General features: G+C 62.7%; 16 protein-coding genes. 11 read left to right on the top strand and 5 right to left on the bottom strand.

The features are described 5' to 3' along the window. Positions 1–147: 147 nt before the first annotated feature. The gene (locus DDE20_RS14130; protein WP_116559158.1) at positions 148–399 is read right to left on the bottom strand and encodes a hypothetical protein; all 252 of its coding nucleotides are present in this window, start codon (positions 397–399) and stop codon (positions 148–150) included. Between the two features lie 304 nt (positions 400–703). Between DDE20_RS14130 and DDE20_RS14125 the strand changes: the two genes are divergently transcribed. Then, the gene (locus DDE20_RS14125) at positions 704–2029 is read left to right on the top strand and encodes an AAA family ATPase (RefSeq protein ID WP_116559157.1); all 1326 of its coding nucleotides are present in this window, start codon (positions 704–706) and stop codon (positions 2027–2029) included. Between the two features lie 96 nt (positions 2030–2125). On the opposite strand, the gene DDE20_RS14120 is transcribed toward DDE20_RS14125, so the two are convergent. From DDE20_RS14120 to DDE20_RS14110, 3 genes are all read right to left on the bottom strand, one after another. Continuing rightward, positions 2126–3247, bottom strand: coding sequence for a plasmid recombination protein (locus tag DDE20_RS14120; RefSeq protein ID WP_116559156.1), 1122 nt, complete (start codon positions 3245–3247; stop codon positions 2126–2128). 318 nt (positions 3248–3565) lie between these two features. After that, positions 3566–4900 (bottom strand): tyrosine-type recombinase/integrase, encoded by a 1335-nt coding sequence (locus DDE20_RS14115; protein ID WP_116559155.1) that lies wholly within the window; start codon positions 4898–4900, stop codon positions 3566–3568. Between the two features lie 458 nt (positions 4901–5358). Then, positions 5359–5733 (bottom strand): hypothetical protein, encoded by a 375-nt coding sequence (locus DDE20_RS14110; RefSeq protein ID WP_116559154.1) that lies wholly within the window; start codon positions 5731–5733, stop codon positions 5359–5361. A 302-nt stretch (positions 5734–6035) separates the two neighbouring features. On the opposite strand from DDE20_RS14110, the gene DDE20_RS14105 reads away from it, so the two are divergent. Then, positions 6036–6377, top strand: a complete 342-nt coding sequence (locus DDE20_RS14105) for a hypothetical protein (protein ID WP_116559153.1) — start codon at positions 6036–6038, stop codon at positions 6375–6377. Positions 6378–6975: 598 nt separating this feature from the next. Here the strand turns inward: DDE20_RS14105 and DDE20_RS14100 are convergent. Continuing rightward, positions 6976–7773, bottom strand: a complete 798-nt coding sequence (locus DDE20_RS14100) for a globin domain-containing protein (protein WP_240608078.1) — start codon at positions 7771–7773, stop codon at positions 6976–6978. A gap of 629 nt (positions 7774–8402) precedes the next feature. Between DDE20_RS14100 and DDE20_RS14095 the strand changes: the two genes are divergently transcribed. The 9 genes from DDE20_RS14095 (at position 8403) to fdhF (ending at position 20784) form a co-directional block, all read left to right on the top strand. Then, entirely contained in the window at positions 8403–8819 is a 417-nt protein-coding gene (locus DDE20_RS14095) for a universal stress protein (protein ID WP_116559151.1), read from the top strand. Between the two features lie 147 nt (positions 8820–8966). Continuing rightward, positions 8967–10613, top strand: a complete 1647-nt coding sequence (locus DDE20_RS14090) for a BCCT family transporter (RefSeq protein WP_116559150.1) — start codon at positions 8967–8969, stop codon at positions 10611–10613. Positions 10614–11573: 960 nt separating this feature from the next. Further along, positions 11574–12446 carry a glucosamine kinase nucleotide-binding domain-containing protein gene (locus DDE20_RS14085; RefSeq protein WP_116559149.1) on the top strand — a complete coding sequence of 291 codons (873 nt, stop codon included), beginning with the start codon at positions 11574–11576 and terminating at the stop codon, positions 12444–12446. Next, positions 12443–13612 (top strand): N-acetylglucosamine-6-phosphate deacetylase, encoded by a 1170-nt coding sequence (gene nagA / locus DDE20_RS14080; RefSeq protein ID WP_116559148.1) that lies wholly within the window; start codon positions 12443–12445, stop codon positions 13610–13612. Before DDE20_RS14085 ends, nagA begins: the two co-directional genes overlap by 4 nt. Before the next feature lie 70 nt (positions 13613–13682). Beyond that, positions 13683–14855 carry a UDP-galactopyranose mutase gene (gene glf, locus DDE20_RS14075; protein WP_116559147.1) on the top strand — a complete coding sequence of 391 codons (1173 nt, stop codon included), beginning with the start codon at positions 13683–13685 and terminating at the stop codon, positions 14853–14855. Between the two features lie 54 nt (positions 14856–14909). Beyond that, positions 14910–15797: a LysR family transcriptional regulator gene (locus DDE20_RS14070; protein WP_116559146.1), complete on the top strand. Its 888-nt coding sequence runs from the start codon at positions 14910–14912 to the stop codon at positions 15795–15797. Positions 15798–15884: 87 nt separating this feature from the next. Next, a complete protein-coding gene (locus DDE20_RS14065) occupies positions 15885–16367 on the top strand; it encodes a formate dehydrogenase subunit gamma (RefSeq protein ID WP_116559145.1) in 483 nt (160 codons plus the stop codon). Between the two features lie 2 nt (positions 16368–16369). Then, the gene (locus DDE20_RS14060; protein ID WP_116559144.1) at positions 16370–17887 is read left to right on the top strand and encodes an NADH-ubiquinone oxidoreductase-F iron-sulfur binding region domain-containing protein; all 1518 of its coding nucleotides are present in this window, start codon (positions 16370–16372) and stop codon (positions 17885–17887) included. Continuing rightward, positions 17884–20784 carry a formate dehydrogenase subunit alpha gene (gene fdhF / locus DDE20_RS14055; RefSeq protein WP_116559143.1) on the top strand — a complete coding sequence of 967 codons (2901 nt, stop codon included), beginning with the start codon at positions 17884–17886 and terminating at the stop codon, positions 20782–20784. Before DDE20_RS14060 ends, fdhF begins: the two co-directional genes overlap by 4 nt. Position 20785 lies beyond the last annotated feature (1 nt).

Genomic DNA, 20785 nt, shown 5'->3' with positions numbered 1-20785 from the left:
TCTCCATTCGCTTGGATGAAGCGCGCCCTCGCCTGTGCCGAGACCGATCTAACCCCAGAAAATCGGGAGCAGAGTGGTGAACGATTACCGGCACTGCGCGCCGAAACAGAGGTCCGACACATGCATCAAGCCAGAAGCGCGTCGCTTCTAAGTTGATCCTTTGAGCGGCTTGCCGATGAACTTATGAATCCCATCGGGATCTTGCTGCGCCATATATTTCAGCAGGGTCGTCAGCGCGCGCTCTACGTCTGCCATATCGTCCGCAAGCAATTCAAGCACCATCCCCGGTGACATGGAATCGCGCAAACTGTCGCTCTGTTCAGCCAAGGTAGTCAGCGCGCATCGGGCGCAAAAGATCTCGAACCAGGCGTCCCAGGCAGTGATAGGTTTCTCAGGCATTGCATGCTCCTCGTTAAGTTAACTGCATTGTCCCCGCTGTCGGTGAAAATCCAAATTCCCTTTCGACACCTAAGCGCCGGTTGGTCCATGAACGGCATAGGTTTCTCAAAACGCGATCTCAGGGTTGCGAAAAAGATTATCACAGGATACATTTATCAAATACATATATCGAAAAGACGGAGGAAAAGTTCATGCGCGAGAATATCCAGATGTCTGCGGTGTTCGCAGCGAATGCGATTATCTTCGCAAATGACCTCGTCAAATCCGTCACCGAGACCTTTGCTTTTCTGGTCGGGGTGTTGATGTGAACGACGATAATCTCCGGTTCTTTCCCGACGAGATGCTCGGCGAAAACGCCACGCCAGAAGAGCCCGTTCCGTCGCGGGCTCCCGGGGCCCATCATCGCGTCGTCCTGCTGCCCGACGTCCCCCGGCTCGATGAGGAGGCCGAGCTTGACCGTGTCATGCCCCGGAACCTGGCCGACGAAGTCAGCCGGGTGAATGTGGCCCTTAAGGAAATCCTGCCCGACGCGGGGGCGCACTTTGTCACGCAGGGACGGCTGGTGCGGCTCGAAGCCAAGGCACCGGACATGCTCGACCTGCTGCCCGACACTGTCGCTTTCGATCTGGTATATAAACTCGCATCGGTCGCGCCTGCGGCCGAGTTTCGGGGGGCTTACCTTGGCTCACTGCACGCGGGTCTTCAGCGCTACGCAACTGAGTTAGTTGACGCGCTCACCGAGCGCGCGCGCAAGAAGATCCTTGCACGCGAGGCCGAACTGCATCGGCGCGGGCCGTTGCACCGGCTCAAGGACGATGATCGCAAACTCGTGGAAGATGCCAAAGGAGAACTGCCCATCCTTGGCCCGATGAGCGTGGACGAGGTGGACGAACTCTGGGCCGGTATCCATGCCGCGGCGCCATGGTTGCAAGCGGCATCGGTCGAAGCTTGGCGGGCGATGCGCCACGAGGTTGGCGCGGGACGCGGCGCTTGGATCCCGCCGATCCTCCTGAACGGTGAGCCCGGGACGGGCAAAACCAGCCTGGGACGCTCTCTCGCTGCATCTCTCGGGGTGCCACTGGTGGAAATTGACGCCGGCAACGGCACGGCGGCCTTTCAAGTTTCGGGGGTCGAGAAAGGCTGGAGCGGTGCCGAACCGGGCCTCCTCATCGAGGCTATTCTGCAGCAGCGGACCGCAAATCCCGTGGTCATCGTCAATGAACTCTGCCGCGCAGGGGCTGGTATGATGTCCCAAAATGGCACGAGGACGAGTCTGTCCGACGCGCTTCTCGCGCTCTTGGATCGCGGATCCAGTCGTCGCTGGCGGTGCCCTGCGTTGCGGGTGGATTTCGACGTGTCGCGCGTGATCTGGGTCCTGACCTCAAATCGCGTCGACACGATCGATCCGGCTCTCCTCTCGCGCATGCGCGTTGTCGATGTCCGCAAACCGAGTGCAGGGCATATCGCCGAGATCGTCCGGCGGCGGTTGAGTGACATCGACGAAGATCTGGCGGGCCATGCGGCGGAGGTGATCGCCAAGGTCTGGTCGAGGCGTGTTTTGACGCTGCGCCAGGTTGACGCGATGTGTGAGCGCGTTCTCCGGTCGCTAACCGGGCCGCGTCTTCACTAAAGCGCGGCACAAAGACTGGAGAAATGCTCTGGGTTCCCTGCAAGGAACCCGGAGGGCTCAAGGTCACCACAATGGTCGCAGACGCCCCGCTAAGATTTAGAATGGGGATGGCTGCTCAAGCAGCGTGGGTGCGTAACGCGGCTCCATGGATCCGGCGGTCCAGCGCCCATCCTCAGCCGCCTCTACCATCCCGACAAGCCGCCTGATTGCCGGCTCGAGTTTGGTCCAGACCTTGCCGGCGGCGTGGAATGGTGCAGGATCCCGGACCTTCCAGCCTATCTCTGGGTCGAACGTGATCGTCCGATCTTCGAGCTCCGCGACGAGCGCGTCCAGCATCGGCCCGAGCGCTGCAACCTGCGCGACCTCTTTGCGCATGCGGTGTTGGTGTCGTTCCACTCGGTCTGCGAGCACAGCCGCCTTCGCCTCGATGTCGTGCTGCTGCACCGCCAGGGTAGCGACGGCGTCTTCCATCCGCATCCGGTCCGCTTCAAGCTGACGATGGTGATCGAGCATCGCTTGTTCGGACATGTATTGGGCCCGGCTCAAACGCCGGCGCTTCGGCCCGTCGCGGCGCATGCCGAGCGGCGCGCCCACCTGCCTATGATAGTCGTCGATCCAGCCCCTCATCGCAGTCTTCAGCGCCCGGTTTCCCAATTTCACCGCCTCCCGGGCCGGTGTCCCTCCGGACTTCAAGCGCGTTTCCGTTTCTTTCTTCGCGAGCTTTCCCGGATGAAGGAGGGTCGCGTCGGCGCTCGGGTCGTCGGGTAGCAACCAGAAATGGATGTGGGGATAGGATTCGTCGATGTGAGCGAACGCGACCTTCAGTTGATCACCATACTGACCCTGGACCCACTTTACGGTTAAAACGGCCCATTCTTTGAAACGCGCCGTCTCATCGGCGGAGGCGTCGACCACGTCGGTGGGGACCGGATAGGAGGCTACAATCGTAAAAAGGGTATGCCGATCGGTCCGAATTGCGCGCTCGCTGACCACGCCGTTTTTGACAGCGCGCGTCCGGCGCTGCGCCACATGCGCATCATGAAGATGTTGGAACGTTGCCGGATCTCCGAAAGCGGAGATGGGCGGCTTCGCATTGTCGACGTGGGGGTGATACCCGCCCAAGCGCAGGCCCTCTGCGATGACCTGCGCGACGCATTGTCCGGCGCGATTGGGTTTTCTGGAGAAACTTTGGCAGTGAATAAAGATGATATCGGGCATTGTGACAAACTCCTGTGGCTTGCCTCAAGAGTATCGCGATGCCATGAAAATCCGAAACGCGCGGTCACCGAAACACTAGGGTCTACAACATAATAAGACCGACTATTGTGTTGCAGGCTAGGCACGCCGCATTGGGCGAACGGATCGTAGAGCCCTTCACGATCGCTCCGCCAACTCCCCGCCGTTTGGTGAGAGAAAAGAAACTCGTGCCGCCGATCGATGGAAAGCACTCCCGCTGACCACATCGTCGTCATACTGCCCCATTTAAGAAGGTCGCCTCGCCGCGGGCAACAAAGTATCCAGTGCGCCCCCTCGCCTTCAACCTGCTGATTTCTCGATGGTCTCGTAAACCTCAGCTAGCCGATCCAATGCGACTTTCTGTGGATCCACGTATTCCGCGATCTTCAAATCGGCGAGGTAGGAATCCAACGCTCGACTGGTGCCTTCGCGACCGTGATCGGTGCGATGCGCAAGGATTCTGTCGATTGTCCCGAGATCGACCCCGATTAAGCGCATGACGGTCGCAGACGTCCTGCGCAAATCGTGCCTGTGCCAGCCTGATGTGCCACTTTCGCTTTGGATCGCTTCAGTAATGCGGGACCAATTCGCCAAAACCGTATTCTTGGTGGATGGAAAAACCAGCGTGCCTGGGTTGCGTCGCTCATATCCCGGTAATGTTTTCAGAAGTGCAATAGCCGCATCCGGCAGCGGCAATATCTGTGACCTGACCGGTCCACGAATCGTCTTCACTTTAGGCTTGAACCATTCGCCGATGTCAAAATCGACATGTTCCCAACGCATCTCGGCGACTTCGCTCAACCGCGCAGCGGTTAGCAAAATAAACTTGAGCGCAGCCGGACGCAGATCAACATCAGGGTGCATTTTCATCTTTAGTTTTCGGCTGGCTGGGTAGGTGAGCAGGGGCAACACCGCGGCAATTTCGTCGCGATCAAGAACTCGGTCGCGTTCGCCACGGATCCCGTGGTCATCTGACGCGGGATCGACTGTATCGCGCAAATCCGCGACTTCCAGGGTGGGAACGCGTTTGCGTCCGGACGCTCGGAACCGCTCGCGCCCCGCTGCCCAATCGAGCACCGGCATGAGGTAAAGGCGGGCTTTCTGCGTCTGTCCGTTAGCACTTACTTGACCAGAAATCGGCTTATACCCCAGAAGCGCTTCCGCCAGATGGTCTGCGGTAATTTCGGTAACGCGGCGGTTGAGAAGCGGCGCAAAGACAGCTTGAATGCGGCTTTCAGCTTCGGCTTTCCCCGATCGCTTCCTTGGCTTCCAGATTCCCTGTGTACGCGTCGGATGGTTTTTGTATTCGTCGATCAGTGCAGCGAGAGTGGGAGCCACTTTGCGCTCGGCGGACGCCGCTTTTCGTGCATGGTTGAGGTTTCCGGTGGCCTTCTGGATTTCCACCCGTTTCTGTGCAGCAAGGCTGCGGGCCTCCTTCAAGGAAAGGTCCGGATAGGCCCCAAGTGTCACCCGCTGCTCGACACCATCTTGCGACCTCACGCGTAACGAAAACGTCTTTCGGCCGGTAGGCGTCATCCGCACCGTCAGTCCCGGCTCGCGTGTGTCGCGGAAGTCTACTCGCCTGTCTGGAATATGCGTCCGGATGAAGGCATCGGTCAGGTCACGCTTGGCCATACTTCAGTGATCTCCAAAATATTCAGCGCCACTATGTCGGGTTCTTATTCAGGGCGCAATGGAGCGCGGAATAGGGGCACTCCGGGGAACGTTTGGGGACGCGACGGGGACGCACAGGGGCCCGCGGGGACGCAACGGGGACGTAAAATGGCGACAATAGCTTTCCACAGAAACTAGGCGACGCAGCCCGGAAAATCGCAAAGTAAGCGATTGACAATAATGTAACATACTGAATTTATTAGCTTAACAATCAAAAGAACTCTTCGTGAAGCGAGAGTCCTCCGTAAGACTCTCTATACACTTAACATTGTTGACGGGGATTGAAAATCCTCGTGTCGGCATGAATCCAGCGCCACCAATGCCCCCCGTTTCTCTCCCCTTCAATGAGCGACAACCGGCGATATCTGGGGGCCAAAAGGTGCTCGAAATCGGCCGATTTCAGCCCCCTTACCGGCACCTCAATACTCCACCGTGGGGCTGTCTCCGGGTTCGGTGACAGGGGCGCGGGGGGGTGTTGCGGGCGTCTCGGGCGGGGTGGGTTGGTAGAGCAGCATCGCGGCGGTAAAGGCGGCGATGATGGCCAGAGTGACCAGCATCGGGGTCAGGCCGATCAGCCGTGGCAGCCAGCCGGCACCGCGCAGCAAGAGGGCGGCGACCGCGGAGACAATCGCGATGCCCAGCGCCACCAATTGACCGCGCGCCAGCGTATCGAGCCGCGCGAAACCGGTGTCGAGATTTCGCGGCCCGTCGATACTCATCGTCAACAGGATCGAGGCGGCAAAGGCGATGACCCATAGGAGCACCAACAGATAGACGAACCGCGGGCTGCGCATTCTGGCCCTCCTTGGTTAAGCATGATCCGGCGGGGATCGGGGTATCCGCGACGGATTGCGCCGGCGCCTCCGATCACCACGGGAGGGCGCCGCGCGGTGCAAGTCTACCAGTTTGGCGCCCTTCGGAAAACCCCAACCCGAGGCTCCGCCCCCCGCCGGTTATGTCGCGTGTTATGCCGTCTGGGAAGCCACCTGTGATGCCGCCGGTGATGCGGCTTGCAGAGGCGGCGCGCTCGGGCCAAGATGCCGGTTGTCACCGCGGCAACATTTGCTAACAGTCTGCCCTTACAAGGAAATTCACCATGCCCCTGCCCCGTATTTCGTTCAGCACCCTTGCCCTCTGCGCGGGGCTTTTCGCCAGTCCGGCTTTGGCGCAGGCGATCAACGGGCAGTATGATGCCTATTCCTGCCATTCGGGCTCGATCAGCGATTCCGTATTGCGCATCACATGGCCGACGCTGTCGTTCCATGAAAGCACCTGCACGATCTCCGAGAGCATCGCGGGGGCCGAGAACACCTATCTGATGCATTGCTCGGGTGAGGGGGAATATTGGGCCAGCCAGATCCGGATCACCCCGCAGGTTGGCGGTGATCTGGTGATCAATATCAGAGGATCAGACACGGCGTTTCGCCGCTGCCATTGACCGCGCATGGGTGGGAAGTAGCGCGCCCAGCGCCTGCCCGCAGAGCAAAGCGTGAAGGGTCGCGCCTGACCCTGGGAGGGCGCCCTACCCTTTCCACAGCGCTGTGTGCTTGAAAGCAGGGATGCGGTTCGAGCCGCCGGTGACATCGCCAAGGCGCCCTCCCGTGGGGAGGGTCGGGCGCGGCCCGGGGTGCCCCCGAGCCAAGCGGGTGAGCGGTGGCGCAACTGCTTCAATCCCTTGCTTGAACACTGCCGTTCCGAGCGCGCGTAGAACGCAAAGCGATAAGGGACGCGCCCGATCCTGGGAGGGCGCCCTGTCATTTCCACAACGCGGTGTGCTTGAAAGCAGGGATGTGGTTCGAGCCACACCCGCCATCGCCAAGGCGCCCTCCCGGGGGGAGGGTCGGGCGCGGCCCGGGGTGCCCCCGTGCCTGACAGGGACGCAGGCGAGACGGGGGACGGTCCAGACGGGGACATGGGCGAAACGGGGAGCGCGGGCCGGACGGTGGGAACGGAACGGGCCAGATCGGAGAACCGGATCGCGCCCGCGCCTCAAAGCGGCGACGTGACCACTGGGGCGCCCGCAGACGCCCCATCCCTCACAACATCAACGCCTTATTCACCAAATCCGCCTTGCCCTGATACCGCGACACATCCACGCCCCGCGCGCGCAAAGCCGCGCTGATCTCCGCCTCGCTCAGCGCCTCAATCGCCGCTTCCGACATCCTCCGCAGGTTGATCTTGCGCAGGAACGGCGGGTTGGTCTCGCCAAACACACTGCGGTGCTCAAAGGCGAATTCCGCGGCGTATTTGCCCATGAAATGGGTCAGGAAGGTGTTCAGACTGATCCGCAGCCGCGGATCCTCCGCCAGCAGCGGCGCGCTCGCGTCCAGCGCCGCCAGCATCAGCTGCGACCAGCGCTCGGCGCCCCTATCGGTCATCAATTGCATCGCATTATGCGTGTGATGAAAGCTCAGGCGGAACTCGGCGCCGTGGTAATAGGGCCCGCCACCCATCACATCGATCCACATCGAGGCCTGGGTGTTGATATGATGGGTCACATCGCCAACGCGCGCGAACACCGAGGTAAACCAGTCCTCATCCGCGAACACCCGCTGATAGAAATCCTGCACGATCCGCACCAGCGGCTCTTGTCCAAGCAGCGAGTAAAGCTGCCAGAATTGCATCGGCTGCGCGCGGTCTCCGGGCGCGGTCAGCGAGAGGATCTCGGGCATCCGGTGGGCATCCTCGGGCAGCAGCCCCTGGGCAATCGCCGCGGTGATATAATCGCGCTGGACCTTCTCGGTCATATAGCCGTGCTGGGTGGGGTATTTGGGCAGGTCAATCATCGCCTTCGGGCTCTCGCTATGCGTCTCGGCGCGGGGGTTACCTCGCATCTGCGCCTGATACGGCAGGAAGCATCCAGATGTGATGCCAAGGCCTGCAAGTAGACCCCGCGTGTCATGCTTTCAAGCGGTGCCAAATGCGCGTTTGCGCACAGGTGATCCCCGATTGCGAGCGGGTCCCAAAGCCGCGCCTCACCGCATAAAGAGCCCCCGCAGCAAACCGGTGCCCGCCACCGCAGCCCCCCCGCCTGCCCCCCTGCCAACCGCGACAAGCGCACAACAGGGTGAATGATGCCCTACCCGCTCACCAATCCCGGCCCCTCTACTGCCCATGACGAGGAGCCGCGGGGGCGTGATGCTGGCCACCGCGACCGGCCCGGCGTCTCTAACACCGGCCTCATCGGAATGGGCACACTGAGCGATTGCGACGGCGCGCGGGCGCGTGTTCTGCAGCCGCCCGTCCAATCCTGGCTCCCAGCAGTTAATTCGCATATTCCCGAATTTACAACCTCCGCCAACGCAGCACGCGAGAAAATGAAATCATTTGCGCCCTTTACGGATGCGAATCCATAGCGTTAGGATCACCTGACGACTCGCCACGCGACGCCCTCACCCATCTGGCATCCGGATCGGGGGCGCGCCCAAGGGAAACGGGTGCCGCAACCGAAAGGACGGCCACAGTGTTTACCAAGATATTGGTGCCGGTGGATCTGGCCCATGCCGACCGCCAAACACGCGCCCTCGATTGCGCCGCCGACATCGCGGGCCTCTATAATGCCCAGATCATTCTGGTCGGCGTCACCACCGAAGCGCCCAGCGCCATCGCCCGCAACCATGAGGAATACGCCGCCAAACTCGCACAATTCGCGCAGGATCTGGCCAGTCGCAAAAGCCGCGAGGTGACCTCGCAGGTGATGATCGCCCATGATCCCACCGCCGATCTCGATGTCTCGCTGCTCAAGGCGATACGGGTCAGCGGCGCCGATCTGGTGGTGATGTCCAGCCATGATCCCGGCATGACCAGCTACATCTGGCCGTCCAACGGCGGCAAGGTCGCGGGTCACGCGCATGTCACCGTTATGGTGGTGCGCGACTAGTTGCACCTCTATAGAGCGCCCAGACTCAGCGCGCCCAATCCTACAGCGCCCAATCCTACAGCGCCGAGACCATACAGCGCCTAAAATCGAAACCGGCAGCACCTCAATCCGGCAGCAGGCCGCATAACAGCCAAGGGAGACCGCGCAATGTCCGACTCATCCAGCAACGGATTGCGAGAGCCAACCGGCGACTCGGATCTCATCGACACCGATTACGAGATCGGTCAGGACAATATCGAGACCCAGATCGGGCCCTTCGGGATGGATATCCATAATCCGGTGTTCCTGATTTCCGGTCTCAGCATCATCGCCTTTGTGTTCTACGCCTTGGCGCTGCCCGAACAGGCCGAGGGTTTCTTCGGCTGGCTCCGCCCCGCATTGACCAGCACCTTTGACTGGTTCTTCATGAGCGCAGCAAATGTCTTTGTGCTGTTCTGCTTGTTCCTCATCGTCACTCCTTGGGGCAAAGTGCGGATCGGCGGCCTCGATGCGCGGCCGGATTACTCTTATCTCGGTTGGTTCGCGATGCTCTTTGCCGCCGGTATGGGCATTGGCCTGATGTTCTTTGGCGTGCTCGAGCCGGTCTATTACTTTGGCACCCCTTGGGGTGACGAACCGCTAGGCGTGGTGCGCCCCTTCACCGAAGACGGCGTGCTGATCCCCGAAAACGTCGCTGCCGCCAAACGCATGGCGCTGGCCGCGACGATCTATCACTGGGGACTGCACCCTTGGGCGATCTATGCCATCGTGGCGCTGGCACTGGCACTGTTTTCCTTCAACAAGGGCCTGCCGCTGACCATCCGCTCGGCCTTCTATCCGGTGTTTGGTGAGCGTGTCTGGGGCTGGACCGGCCATATCATCGACATTCTGGCGGTATTTGCCACGCTCTTTGGTCTCGCCACCTCGCTCGGGTTTGGCGCCAAACAGGCCAATGCCGGGCTTGAGCATGTCTTTGGCCTGCCCAATACCATCTCTGTGCAGGTAATCCTGATCACGCTGATCACCGCCGTGGCGCTGGTCTCGGTTCTACGCGGGCTCGATGGCGGGGTCAAAGTGCTCTCCGAGGTCAATATTGTGATAGCCGCGGTGCTTTTGCTCTTCGTTATGCTTACCGCAGGTGCGATCGGCACGCTCACCGATTTCTTCAGCGGTCTCGGTGCCTATGCGCAGGAGTTCTTCGCGCTCTCCAATCCCATTGGCCGCGAAGACGACGGCTACCGCCAAGGCTGGACCGCCTTCTATTGGGCATGGTGGATTTCATGGTCGCCCTTTGTCGGCATGTTCATCGCCCGCGTCAGCCGCGGCCGCACGGTGCGCGAATTTGTTACCTGCGTGCTGCTGATCCCCAGCATCGTCTGCGTGCTGTGGATGGCGACCTTTGGCGGCGCGGCGATTGATCAGGTGATTGCCGATCCCGCCGGTTCTGCAGTGCGTGCGCAGGTGATCGACAGCTACAACCCGCCAATCTCGCTGTTTGCGATGCTCGAAGGGTTGCCGTTGTCGTCGATCACCTCGGTGATCGCGATTGTGCTGGTGATCGTGTTCTTCGTCACCTCCTCGGACTCCGGCTCCTTGGTGATCGACACGATCACCGCCGGTGGCAAAATCGATGCGCCGGTCGGGCAGCGGGTGTTCTGGTGCATCTTTGAAGGCGCGGTGGCCATCGTGCTGCTGGTCGGCGGCGGCTTGGCAGCGCTACAGGCAATGGTGATCTCCACCGGCCTGCCGTTCACCGTGGTCTTGTTGCTGATGTGCTGGGCGATCTTCAAAGGCCTGCAAACCGAGCCCCGCTAGGCTCGCAATACACGCGACACCACCAACAGCCCCGCAGCCATTGCGGGGCTGTTGTTATTTGAAAACCAACGCATCCCCGCTTGGCCCGCGCCCCAACGCGCCGCGCCAAAAAGCACGGATGCCATCCGAGCAGCGCATGACATCGCCAATACGTCATGCGTGGAATCAAGGCGAAGCCGCCACGCATCGTCCCACTGACGCGGCAGGTGATTATTCTTGAATAATCACCGAGAGCGGGGGCCGCCCACAGGGCTGGCGATTTGTTTAGCCGAGGCGCGTCGTTCAAATGATGGATGTAGAACGCACCATAAAGCGCTTCGTTCCGTCGGTGTCTCGCCATCCCGCGGTCTGGCGATGCGCGGCTTTCTCCCCATGGGGAAGGGCGGGCGCGGCCCGTGGTTCCCACGAGCTCGACGGACGCAATGTCTGGCATTAAATGCCATCGCTGGCTCAGAAGCCCCGCCTCAAACGCGTGCCGAAAGCCAAGCGCAGAGGGCCGCGCCAGACCCTGGGTGGGCGCCCCGGCCTCACCACTGCAAACTGCACGCGAAAGCAGTGATGTGGTTCAAGCCACAACCCACCTCGCCAGTGCGCCCTCCCGGGGGGAGGGTCGGGCGCGGCCCGTGGGTTCCCACGAGCTCGACGGACGCCATGTCTGGCATCAAATACCATCGCTGGCTTAGGAGCCCCGCTTCAAACGCGTGCCGAACGCCATGGGAAAAGGGCCGCGCCCGACCCTGGGTGGGCGCCCCGACCTCACCATTGCAAACTGCACCCTCAAGCAGTGATGCAGTCCCAGCCACACTTCACATCGCCAATGCGCCCTCCCATGGGGAGGGTCGGGCGCGGCCCATGGTGCCCCCGTTCCAAACAGAAAATCGCCCCAGCGTCACAATGCTCAGCCACACCCCCAGCAACTCCCCCCTAGAATCCCCCCGCCATTAGTTGCATTGGTAAGACATGAGCAGCCTCCCTCCCTCCCTGATCGGCGTCGACGGCGGCGGCACCCGTTGCCGTTTCGCCCTCCTCCACCACGGCCAGCGCTTTGAGGTGCAGGGCGGCCCCGCCAATCTCCACAGCGACCGCACTGCCGCCATCGCGACGCTGCACCAAGGCCTCGCCGCCCTCGCCCAATCCGCCGGTCTCGCCCTCCCCGATCTCGCCGCATTCTCCGCCTATCTCGGCCTCGCCGGCGTCCTGCGCCCCGAGACTGCCGCCGAGGTCCTCCGCCAGCTCCCCCTGCAAAACGCGCAGCTTGAGGACGACCGCAAGATCGCTGTCACCGGCGCTTTGGGCACGCAGGACGGCACAGTTCTCGGCATTGGCACCGGCTCCTTCTTTGCCCGCCAGACCGCCGGCAACATCACCCTGATCGGCGGCCACGGGCTGGTCTTGGGCGACGAAGCCTCGGGCGCCTATATCGGGCGGCGGCTCTTGCAACTCACCCTGCACAGCCGCGATCAATTGCGCCCCGAGACCGATCTCACCCGCCGCGTGATGGCCCATTTCAACCAATCCCCCGCCGCGATCATCGACTTCGCCGCCCAAGCCCGCCCCCGTGATTTCGCCCAATTCGCCCCGTGGCTCACCGACAGCGCCGAGGACGCCACCGCCCGCGACATCCTCCGCGAAGGCGCGGCCTTCATCTCCCGCGCCCTCGACGCACTCGGCTGGCAACCGCCCGAGCGGCTCTGCCCCGTCGGAGGCGTCGCGGCGGCTTACCGTCCCTATCTCGACCCGCGCATTGCCGAAGCCTTCAGCGCCCCAGACGGCACCGCGCTTGACGGCGCGCTCACCCTCGCCGCCAGCCTCCCATCAGAGCCCCGCCCATGAGCCTCACCGCCTATACCGGCGCCGCGATTTTCGACGGCACCACGCGCCATCACGCCCACGCGCTGCTCATCGAGGGCGCGCAAGTGCAGGGCGTGATCCCCGAACACGATCTGCCAGCCCACGCCGAAATCCAGCACCTGAACGGCGGCGTCATCTGCCCCGGTTTCGTCGATCTACAGGTCAACGGCGGCGGCGGGGTGATGTTCAACGACGCGCAAACCGTGGCCACCCTGCGTAAAATGCGCGACGCCCACGCCAGCCTTGGCACCACCGCGTTCCTGCCGACGCTGATCACCGACACGCCGCAGGCCACAGAGGCCGCGATCGAGGCCGTCGAAACCGCGATCAAGGCCGGTCTCGACGGCATCCTCGGGCTGCATCTCGAAGGCCCGCATCTCTCTTTGGCCCGCAAGGGTGCCCATGACCCCGCGCTGATCCGCCCGATGGAGGATGCCGACCTCGCCACCCTCCTGCAGGCCGCAAAACGCCTGCCACTTCTCAAGGTCACGCTCGCCCCCGAATCCGTCACCGCGGCCCAGATCACCGCGCTCACCGGGGCGGGCGTCTTGGTCTCCCTTGGCCATTCCGACGCTGATTTCGAGACCTGCGCCAAGGCTGCGACAGCCGGTGCGCACTGCGTCACCCATCTGTTCAATGCAATGAGCCAGCTTGGCAGCCGCGCCCCCGGATTGGTCGGCGCGGCGCTGACGCTCGACAGCCTCAGCGCTGGCGTCATCGCCGACGGTATCCACGTCCACCCGCAAAGCCTGCGCGCTGCCTTCGCCGCCAAAACCGCCCAGACCGGCGCTCTGTTTCTGGTCTCCGACGCGATGGCTGTCGCGGGCACGCAGCTAGCGGGATTCACCCTAAACGCCCGCCAAATTAACCGCCGCGACGGGCGGTTAACCTTGGCCGATGGCACGCTAGCGGGCGCCGATCTCGATCTGCCCACCGCCCTGCGCAATCTGGTCAACTGGGGCATCACCAGTGAGGATCAGGCCCTCAAAATGGTCACCGCGATCCCCGCCACCCTCGCCGGTCAGGCACCAGTTTACGGCAGGCTCACCGCAGGCAGCCGCGCCGATTTCCTGTATTTCCCCGATCTGCTCAACGGCGCACCCGCCATCTGGCGCGGCGGCAAACCGGTTGCAATCAACCCCAGTTAATCGCGCATAAGTTGCGCAGACCACACACCCACGCTAGGCTCTTGGTTTCCATCCCAAAACCGAGCGTCCAGTGACCCGACCGGCCCCCAACACAGCCCCAAACGCCCCCGTTCTGGTGGTCGGCGCCGGTCTCTCCGGCGCGGTGCTTGCCCGCGAACTGGCCGAGGCGGGCTGGCCCTGCCACGTCATCGACGCGCGCCCCCATGTCGGCGGCAATTGCCACACCGCGCGCGACCCCGAGACCGGCGTCATGGTCCATACCTACGGGCCGCATATCTTCCACACCGGCGACGCCGCGACATGGGCCTATGTCACCCGCTTCGCGCGCTTTCGCCGCTATACCCACCGCGTCAAAACCACCAGTCGCGGCGCGGTCTACGGTTTACCGATTAACCTGCACACGATTAACCAATTCTACGGCAAGACGCTCCGCCCTACCGAGGCCGAAGCCTTCCTTGCCACTCAGGCCGACACCTCAATCACCGCGCCCCGAAACTTCGAAGAACAGGCCCTGCGTTTCGTCGGCCGCGATCTTTATGAGGCGTTCTTCAAGGGCTACACGCAAAAGCAATGGGGCTGCGCGCCGCGCGAGCTTCCCGCCGCGATCCTGCAACGTCTGCCCCTGCGTTTCACCTATGACGACAGCTATTTTAACCATCCCTATCAAGGCATGCCCGAAGACGGTTATACCGCGCTGACCCAAGCGATCCTCGCCCATCCCGCGATCCGTGTCAGCCTGAACACCACCTATACGCCCGACCTCGCAGATGGCGCGCGGCACATCTTCTGGACCGGCGCGCTTGACGGGTATTTCGACTATGCGCTCGGGCGGCTCGGCTACCGCACGCTGGAGTTCGAGCGTTTCACCGCCACGGGCGATTATCAGGGCTGCGCGGTGATGAATTACGCCGACGCCGATATCCCCTATACGCGGATCACCGAGCACAAGCATTTCGCCCCCTGGGAGCGCCACGCGAAAACCACCTGCTACCGCGAATACTCCCGCGCAGCCGCGCCCGGCGATATCCCATTCTACCCGATCCGCTTGGTCGCCGAGCAGGCGCTGCTCAAACGCTATGTCGCCCGCGCCAAGACCCTTGAGAACGTCAGTTTCATCGGGCGGCTCGGCACCTACCGCTATCTCGATATGGATGTGACGATCCGCGAGGCCCGCGCCGCCGCCGCGCAGTTCCTCGCCCAAGGCGGCACCCTCGCGCCCTTCCACATCAACCCTCTAGCGTAACCGCCCGATCCGGCGGGGCTTTCGCCGCCCGCCCGCTTGCGTCATGATCGCGCGATGATCGACAAACTGGAAATGCTGATAGCCCTGTCGCGCGAACGCCATTTTGGCCGCGCCGCCTCGGCCTGCCATGTCACGCAACCGACGCTTTCCTCCGCCATTAAGGCGCTTGAGGATACGCTGGGCACGCAATTGGTGCTGCGCGGCGCGCGCTATATCGGGCTGACGCCTGAGGGCGAGCGCGTGCTCACCCGTGCCAAAGCCATCGTGGCGGAAGCCCGCGCGATGAAATCCGATGTGGTCACCGCGCGCAAAGGCCTCTCGGGCACCCTGCGGCTGGGCGTGATCCCCACCGCGCTGGCCTCGGTCGATGATCACACCCGCCCGTTTCTGGCCCGCAACCCCGGCGTGCGGCTGCGGGTTTTGTCGCTCAACAGCCATGAAATCCTTGAGCGGCTGGTCGATTTCGAGGTCGACGCCGGGCTCAGCTATGCTGCCGCCGATATGGCCCATGACACGCCCCCCGGTTACGAGGTGCTGCGGCTCTATAACGAGACCTACGCGCTGGTCACCCGCTTTGCGCCGGATCTGCCCGAGACGCTTTCGTGGTCGGAACTTGACCAGTATGAACTCGGGTTTCTGACCACCGATATGCAGAACCGGCGGATCATGGACCGGCATCTGGAAATGGCCGGGATCACCGTCATGCCGCGGATCGAATCAAATTCCATCGTCGCGCTGATCGGCCATGTCGGCGAGGGGCGCGCGGCCACGATCCTGCCGCGCCGCACCGCCGATTTCTTTGCCCAGCAGCGCAAACTGGCGGTGATTCCGCTGACCTCGATGGCCGCGGCCTCCACGGATGTCGCTTTTATCCTCCCGCCGGTCGGGCGCCGCACATTGCTTCTGGATGCCTTCGTGCGAAGTTTGTCGCTCGAAACTTGATAGACGTTATCTATCAAACAACGGAAATTGCAATTTGAATGTCAATCGCTTTGACGGTAGCCCTCGGGCAGTATCCGGAGGAGCCACATGACAGCCACGCCCGTATTCGGTGATGCAGAACAGCATGTTCTGCACGAGATCCTCGCCGCCAATCGCCATCTTGAGGGCGCCTTGCTGCCCATTTTGCACGCGGTCCAGCACCAGTTCGGCTATGTGCCCGCCGAGGCGCTGCCGGTCATCGCCAAAGACCTGAACATCAGCCGCGCCGAGGCCCATGGCGTGATGTCCTTTTACCATGATTTCCGCGACCACCCCGCTGGCCGCACCACGCTGAAGATCTGCCGCGCCGAGGCCTGTCAGGCGATGGGCGCCGATGATCTGGTCGATCACGCCCGCGACAGCCTCGCGCTGGATTGGCATGAAACCACCAAAGACGGGGCGATCACGCTGGAACAGGTGTTCTGCCTCGGGCTCTGCGCCTGCGGTCCGGCAATGATGGTGGACGGCAAACTGGTTGGCCGCGCCGATGTGGCGAAACTTGACGCGATCATCGCGGAGGCTAGATCATGAGTATGAAGATGTACCTGCCACTCGACAGCGCTGCGGTCGCGCTCGGGGCAGATGACGTCGCCGCCGCGATCGCCGCGCGTTTCCCCGAGGCCACTTTGGTGCGCAACGGCTCCCGCGGTATGGTCTGGCTCGAGCCGCTGCTCGAGGTCGAGATCGACGGCGTGCGCCACGGGTTCGGCCCCTTCGAGACCACCGATATCGACGCGCTGTCCGGCGATCTTGCCAATCATCCCAAAGCCTTGGGTCCGGTCGATGATCTGCCGTGGATGCAGCGCCAGACCCGCCTGACCTTTGCCCGCGTCGGCGTGATTGATCCCCTCTCGCTGGATGACTACCGCGCCCATGGCGGCGTCACCGGTCTTGAGCGCGCGCTCAGTATGACCCCCGCCGAGATCGTGACCGAGACCACCGACTCCGGTCTGCGCGGACGCGGCGGCGCCGGTTTCCCCACCGGTATCAAGTGGAAGACGGTGATGGAGGCGCAGGCCGACCAGAAATATATCGTCTGCAACGCCGATGAGGGCGATAGCGGCACCTTCGCCGACCGCATGTTGATGGAGGGCGATCCCTTCACCCTCATTGAGGGCATGGTGATTGCCGGCATCGCCACTGGCGCGACCAAGGGCTATGTCTATCTGCGCTCGGAATACCCGATTGCCATCGAGGTGATGAACAAAGCCGTGGCGATTGCCCGCCAGCAGGGGCTCCTCGGCGCCTCGATCCTCGGCTCCGCGCATGCCTTCGACATGGAAATCCGCGTCGGCGCGGGCGCCTATGTCTGCGGTGAGGAAACCTCGCTGCTCAACTCGATGGAAGGCAAGCGCGGCGTCGTCCGCGCCAAGCCGCCGCTGCCCGCGCTCGAGGGCTTCATGGGCAAGCCGACCGTGGTCAATAACGTGATCTCCTTGGCCACGGTGCCGGTGATCTTTGAACGCGGCGCGCAATTCTACCAGGACTTCGGCCTTGGCAGGTCGCGCGGCACGATCCCGCTGCAAATCGCTGGCAACGTCAAACACGGCGGCCTCTTTGAGATCGCCTTCGGCCTGCCCTTGGGCGAGATTGTCGATGACATCGCGGGCGGCACCGCCTCGGGCCGTCCGGTCAAAGCCGTGCAGGTCGGTGGCCCCTTGGGCGCCTATTTCCCGCGTGACCTCTTTGACACACCCTTTGGCTATGAGGAATTCGCCGGCAAAAAGGGCCTCATCGGCCACGCCGGTCTGACCCTGTTTGATGACCAGCAAGACATGCTGAAAATGGCCCGTTTCGCGATGGAATTCTGCGCCATTGAGTCCTGCGGAAAATGCACGCCCTGCCGCATCGGCTCGGTGCGCGGCGTCGAGACCGTGGACCGCATCGCGCAGGGCGACGCCTCCGCGATCCCGCTGCTGACCGATCTCTGCGAGACGATGAAAGACGGCTCGCTCTGCGCCCTTGGCGGCTTCACCCCCTATCCGGTGATGTCCGCGTTGACCCATTTCCCCGACGATTTCGCCACCACCGCACAGGAGGCAGCCGAATGAAAGATTTCATCATCCCTTGGGACGACCGCGATTACGGCACCCCCGCCTCGACCGCGACCGAGATGGTCAGCCTGACCATCGACGGGTTTGACATCACCGTGCCTGCGGGCACCTCGATCATGCGCGCGGCGGCGGAAATCGGCATCTCGGTGCCCAAACTCTGCGCCACCGACAGCGTCGAGGCCTTCGGCTCCTGCCGCCTCTGCCTTGTCGAAATCGAAGGCCGCAACGGCACCCCCGCCTCTTGCACCACGCCGGTGGCCGAGGGTCTGCAGGTCAAAACCCAGACCGGCAAACTCAAGCAATTGCGCCGCGGGGTGATGGAGCTTTATATCTCCGACCACCCGCTCGATTGCCTGACCTGCTCGGCCAATGGCGACTGCGAATTGCAGGATATGGCCGGTGCCGTCGGCCTGCGCGATGTGCGCTATGAAGCGCCCAAGGATGGTCTGATGACCACCCATTTCCTGCCGCGCAACAACGGCCATGCGAACCCGCAATATATGGCGGTGGACCACTCCAACCCCTATTTCGACTATGACCCGTCAAAATGCATCGTCTGCTCGCGCTGCGTGCGCGCCTGCGAAGAGGTGCAGGGCACTTTCGCCCTGACCATCCAGGGCCGTGGCTGGGACAGCCGCGTCTCGGCGGGCACCTCGGACGATAATTTCCTGACCTCGGATTGCGTGTCCTGCGGCGCCTGTGTGCAGGCCTGCCCGACCGCCACGCTGGTCGAAAAATCCGTCGTCGAGATCGGCACCCCCGAGCGTTCGGTGATCACCACCTGCGCCTATTGCGGCGTCGGCTGCTCGTTCAAGGCGGAAATGCGCGGCGATGAGCTGGTGCGCATGGTGCCGCATAAGAGCGGCGAGGCGAACCGCGGCCACTCCTGCGTCAAAGGCCGCTTTGCCTGGGGCTATGCCAACCACAAAGAGCGCATCCTCAACCCGATGATCCGCGACAAGATCACCGATCCCTGGCGCGAGGTGTCATGGGACGAGGCGCTCAGCTTCACCGCCAAGCGTATGCAGGGGATCATTGATGACCATGGCCGCCATGCGGTCGGCGTGATCACCTCGAGCCGTTGCACCAACGAAGAAACCTATCTGGTGCAGAAACTCACCCGCGCGGTGTTCCAGAACAACAACACCGACACCTGCGCCCGCGTCTGCCACTCGCCCACCGGCTACGGGCTGGGCCAGACCTTCGGCACCTCGGCGGGCACGCAGAACTTTGACAGCGTCGAGCATACCGATGTTGCGCTGATCATCGGCGCCAACCCCTCGGACGCGCATCCGGTCTTTGCCAGCCGCCTGAAAAAGCGCCTGCGCGGCGGGGCGAAAGTGATTGTGGTGGACCCGCGCCGCACCGAACTCGTGGAGGATGCGCCCCATATCCGCGCCGCCCACCACCTGCCGCTGCGTCCGGGCACCAACGTCGCGGTGATCACCGCCATGGCGCATGTGATCGTGACCGAAAGCCTCTATGACGAGGATTTCATCCGCGAGCGCTGCGATTGGGACGAGTTTCAGGACTACGCCGAATTCGTCGCGCTGGAACAAAACAGCCCCGAAGCCATTCAGGAACTCTGCGGCGTTGACCCGCAAGAGCTGCGCCAAGCCGCGCGGCTCTATGCCACCGGCGGCAATGCGGCGATCTATTACGGGCTCGGCGTCACCGAACATTCGCAGGGCTCGACCTCGGTGATCGGGATTGCCAACCTTGCCATGCTGACCGGCAATATCGGCAAGCTGGGCGCCGGCGTGAACCCGCTGCGCGGCCAGAACAACGTGCAGGGCTCCTGCGATATGGGCTCCTTCCCCCATGAATTGCCCGGCTACCGCCATGTCAAACTCGACGACAGCCGCAACCTCTTTGAGGAAGCTTGGGGCGTGCAGATCGACAATGAGCCGGGGCTGCGGATCAACAATATGCTGGATGCCGCGGTTGAGGGCAGCTTCCGCGGGCTTTACTGCCAAGGCGAGGACATCCTGCAATCCGACCCCGACACCAAACATGTCGCCGCCGGTCTCGCCGCGATGGACTGCGTGATCGTGCATGATCTCTTCCTCAACGAGACGGCGAACTACGCGCATGTCTTCCTGCCCGGCTCGTCCTTCCTTGAGAAAGACGGCACCTTCACCAACGCCGAACGCCGCATCAACCGCGTGCGCAAGGTGATGGCACCGAAAAACGGTTACGCCGACTGGGAGGTCACGCAACTCTTGGCCAACGCCATGGGCGCGAACTGGAACTACATCCATCCGAGCCAGATCATGGACGAAATCGCCATGCTGACGCCCAGTTTCGCCGGTGTCAGCTATGACATGCTCGAGGAAAAGGGCTCGGTGCAATGGCCCTGTAACGCCGCCGCCCCCGAGGGCACGCCGACCATGCATATGGACGGGTTTGTGCGCGGCAAGGGCAAGTTCATCCGCACCGAATATGTCGCCACCGATGAGAAAACCGGCCCGCGCTTCCCGCTGTTGCTGACCACGGGGCGGATTCTGAGCCAGTATAACGTCGGCGCGCAAACACGGCGCACCGAGAATGTGATCTGGCATGATCAGGATGTGCTGGAAATCCACGCCCATGACGCCGAAAACCGCGGCATCCGCAACGGCGATCTGGTGCGGCTGGCCTCCCGCTCAGGCGAGACCACTCTGCGCGCCGAGATCACCGACCGCGTGTCGCCGGGGGTGGTCTATACGACCTTCCACCACCCCGACACACAGGCCAATGTGATCACCACCGACTATTCGGACTGGGCGACCAACTGCCCGGAATACAAGGTGACCGCGGTGCAGGTCGCGCCCTCGAACGGGCCGACGCAATGGCAGCAGGAATACGCCGCGCAGGCCGAACAGTCGCGCCGCATCCTGCCCGCCGCCGAGTGAG

The organism is Pararhodobacter oceanensis (genome assembly GCF_003076755.1).
Lineage (GTDB): Bacteria > Pseudomonadota > Alphaproteobacteria > Rhodobacterales > Rhodobacteraceae > Pararhodobacter > Pararhodobacter oceanensis.
The sequence above is the reverse complement of the archived record's forward strand: the minus strand, read 5'-3'. Positions and strand labels throughout refer to the sequence as shown.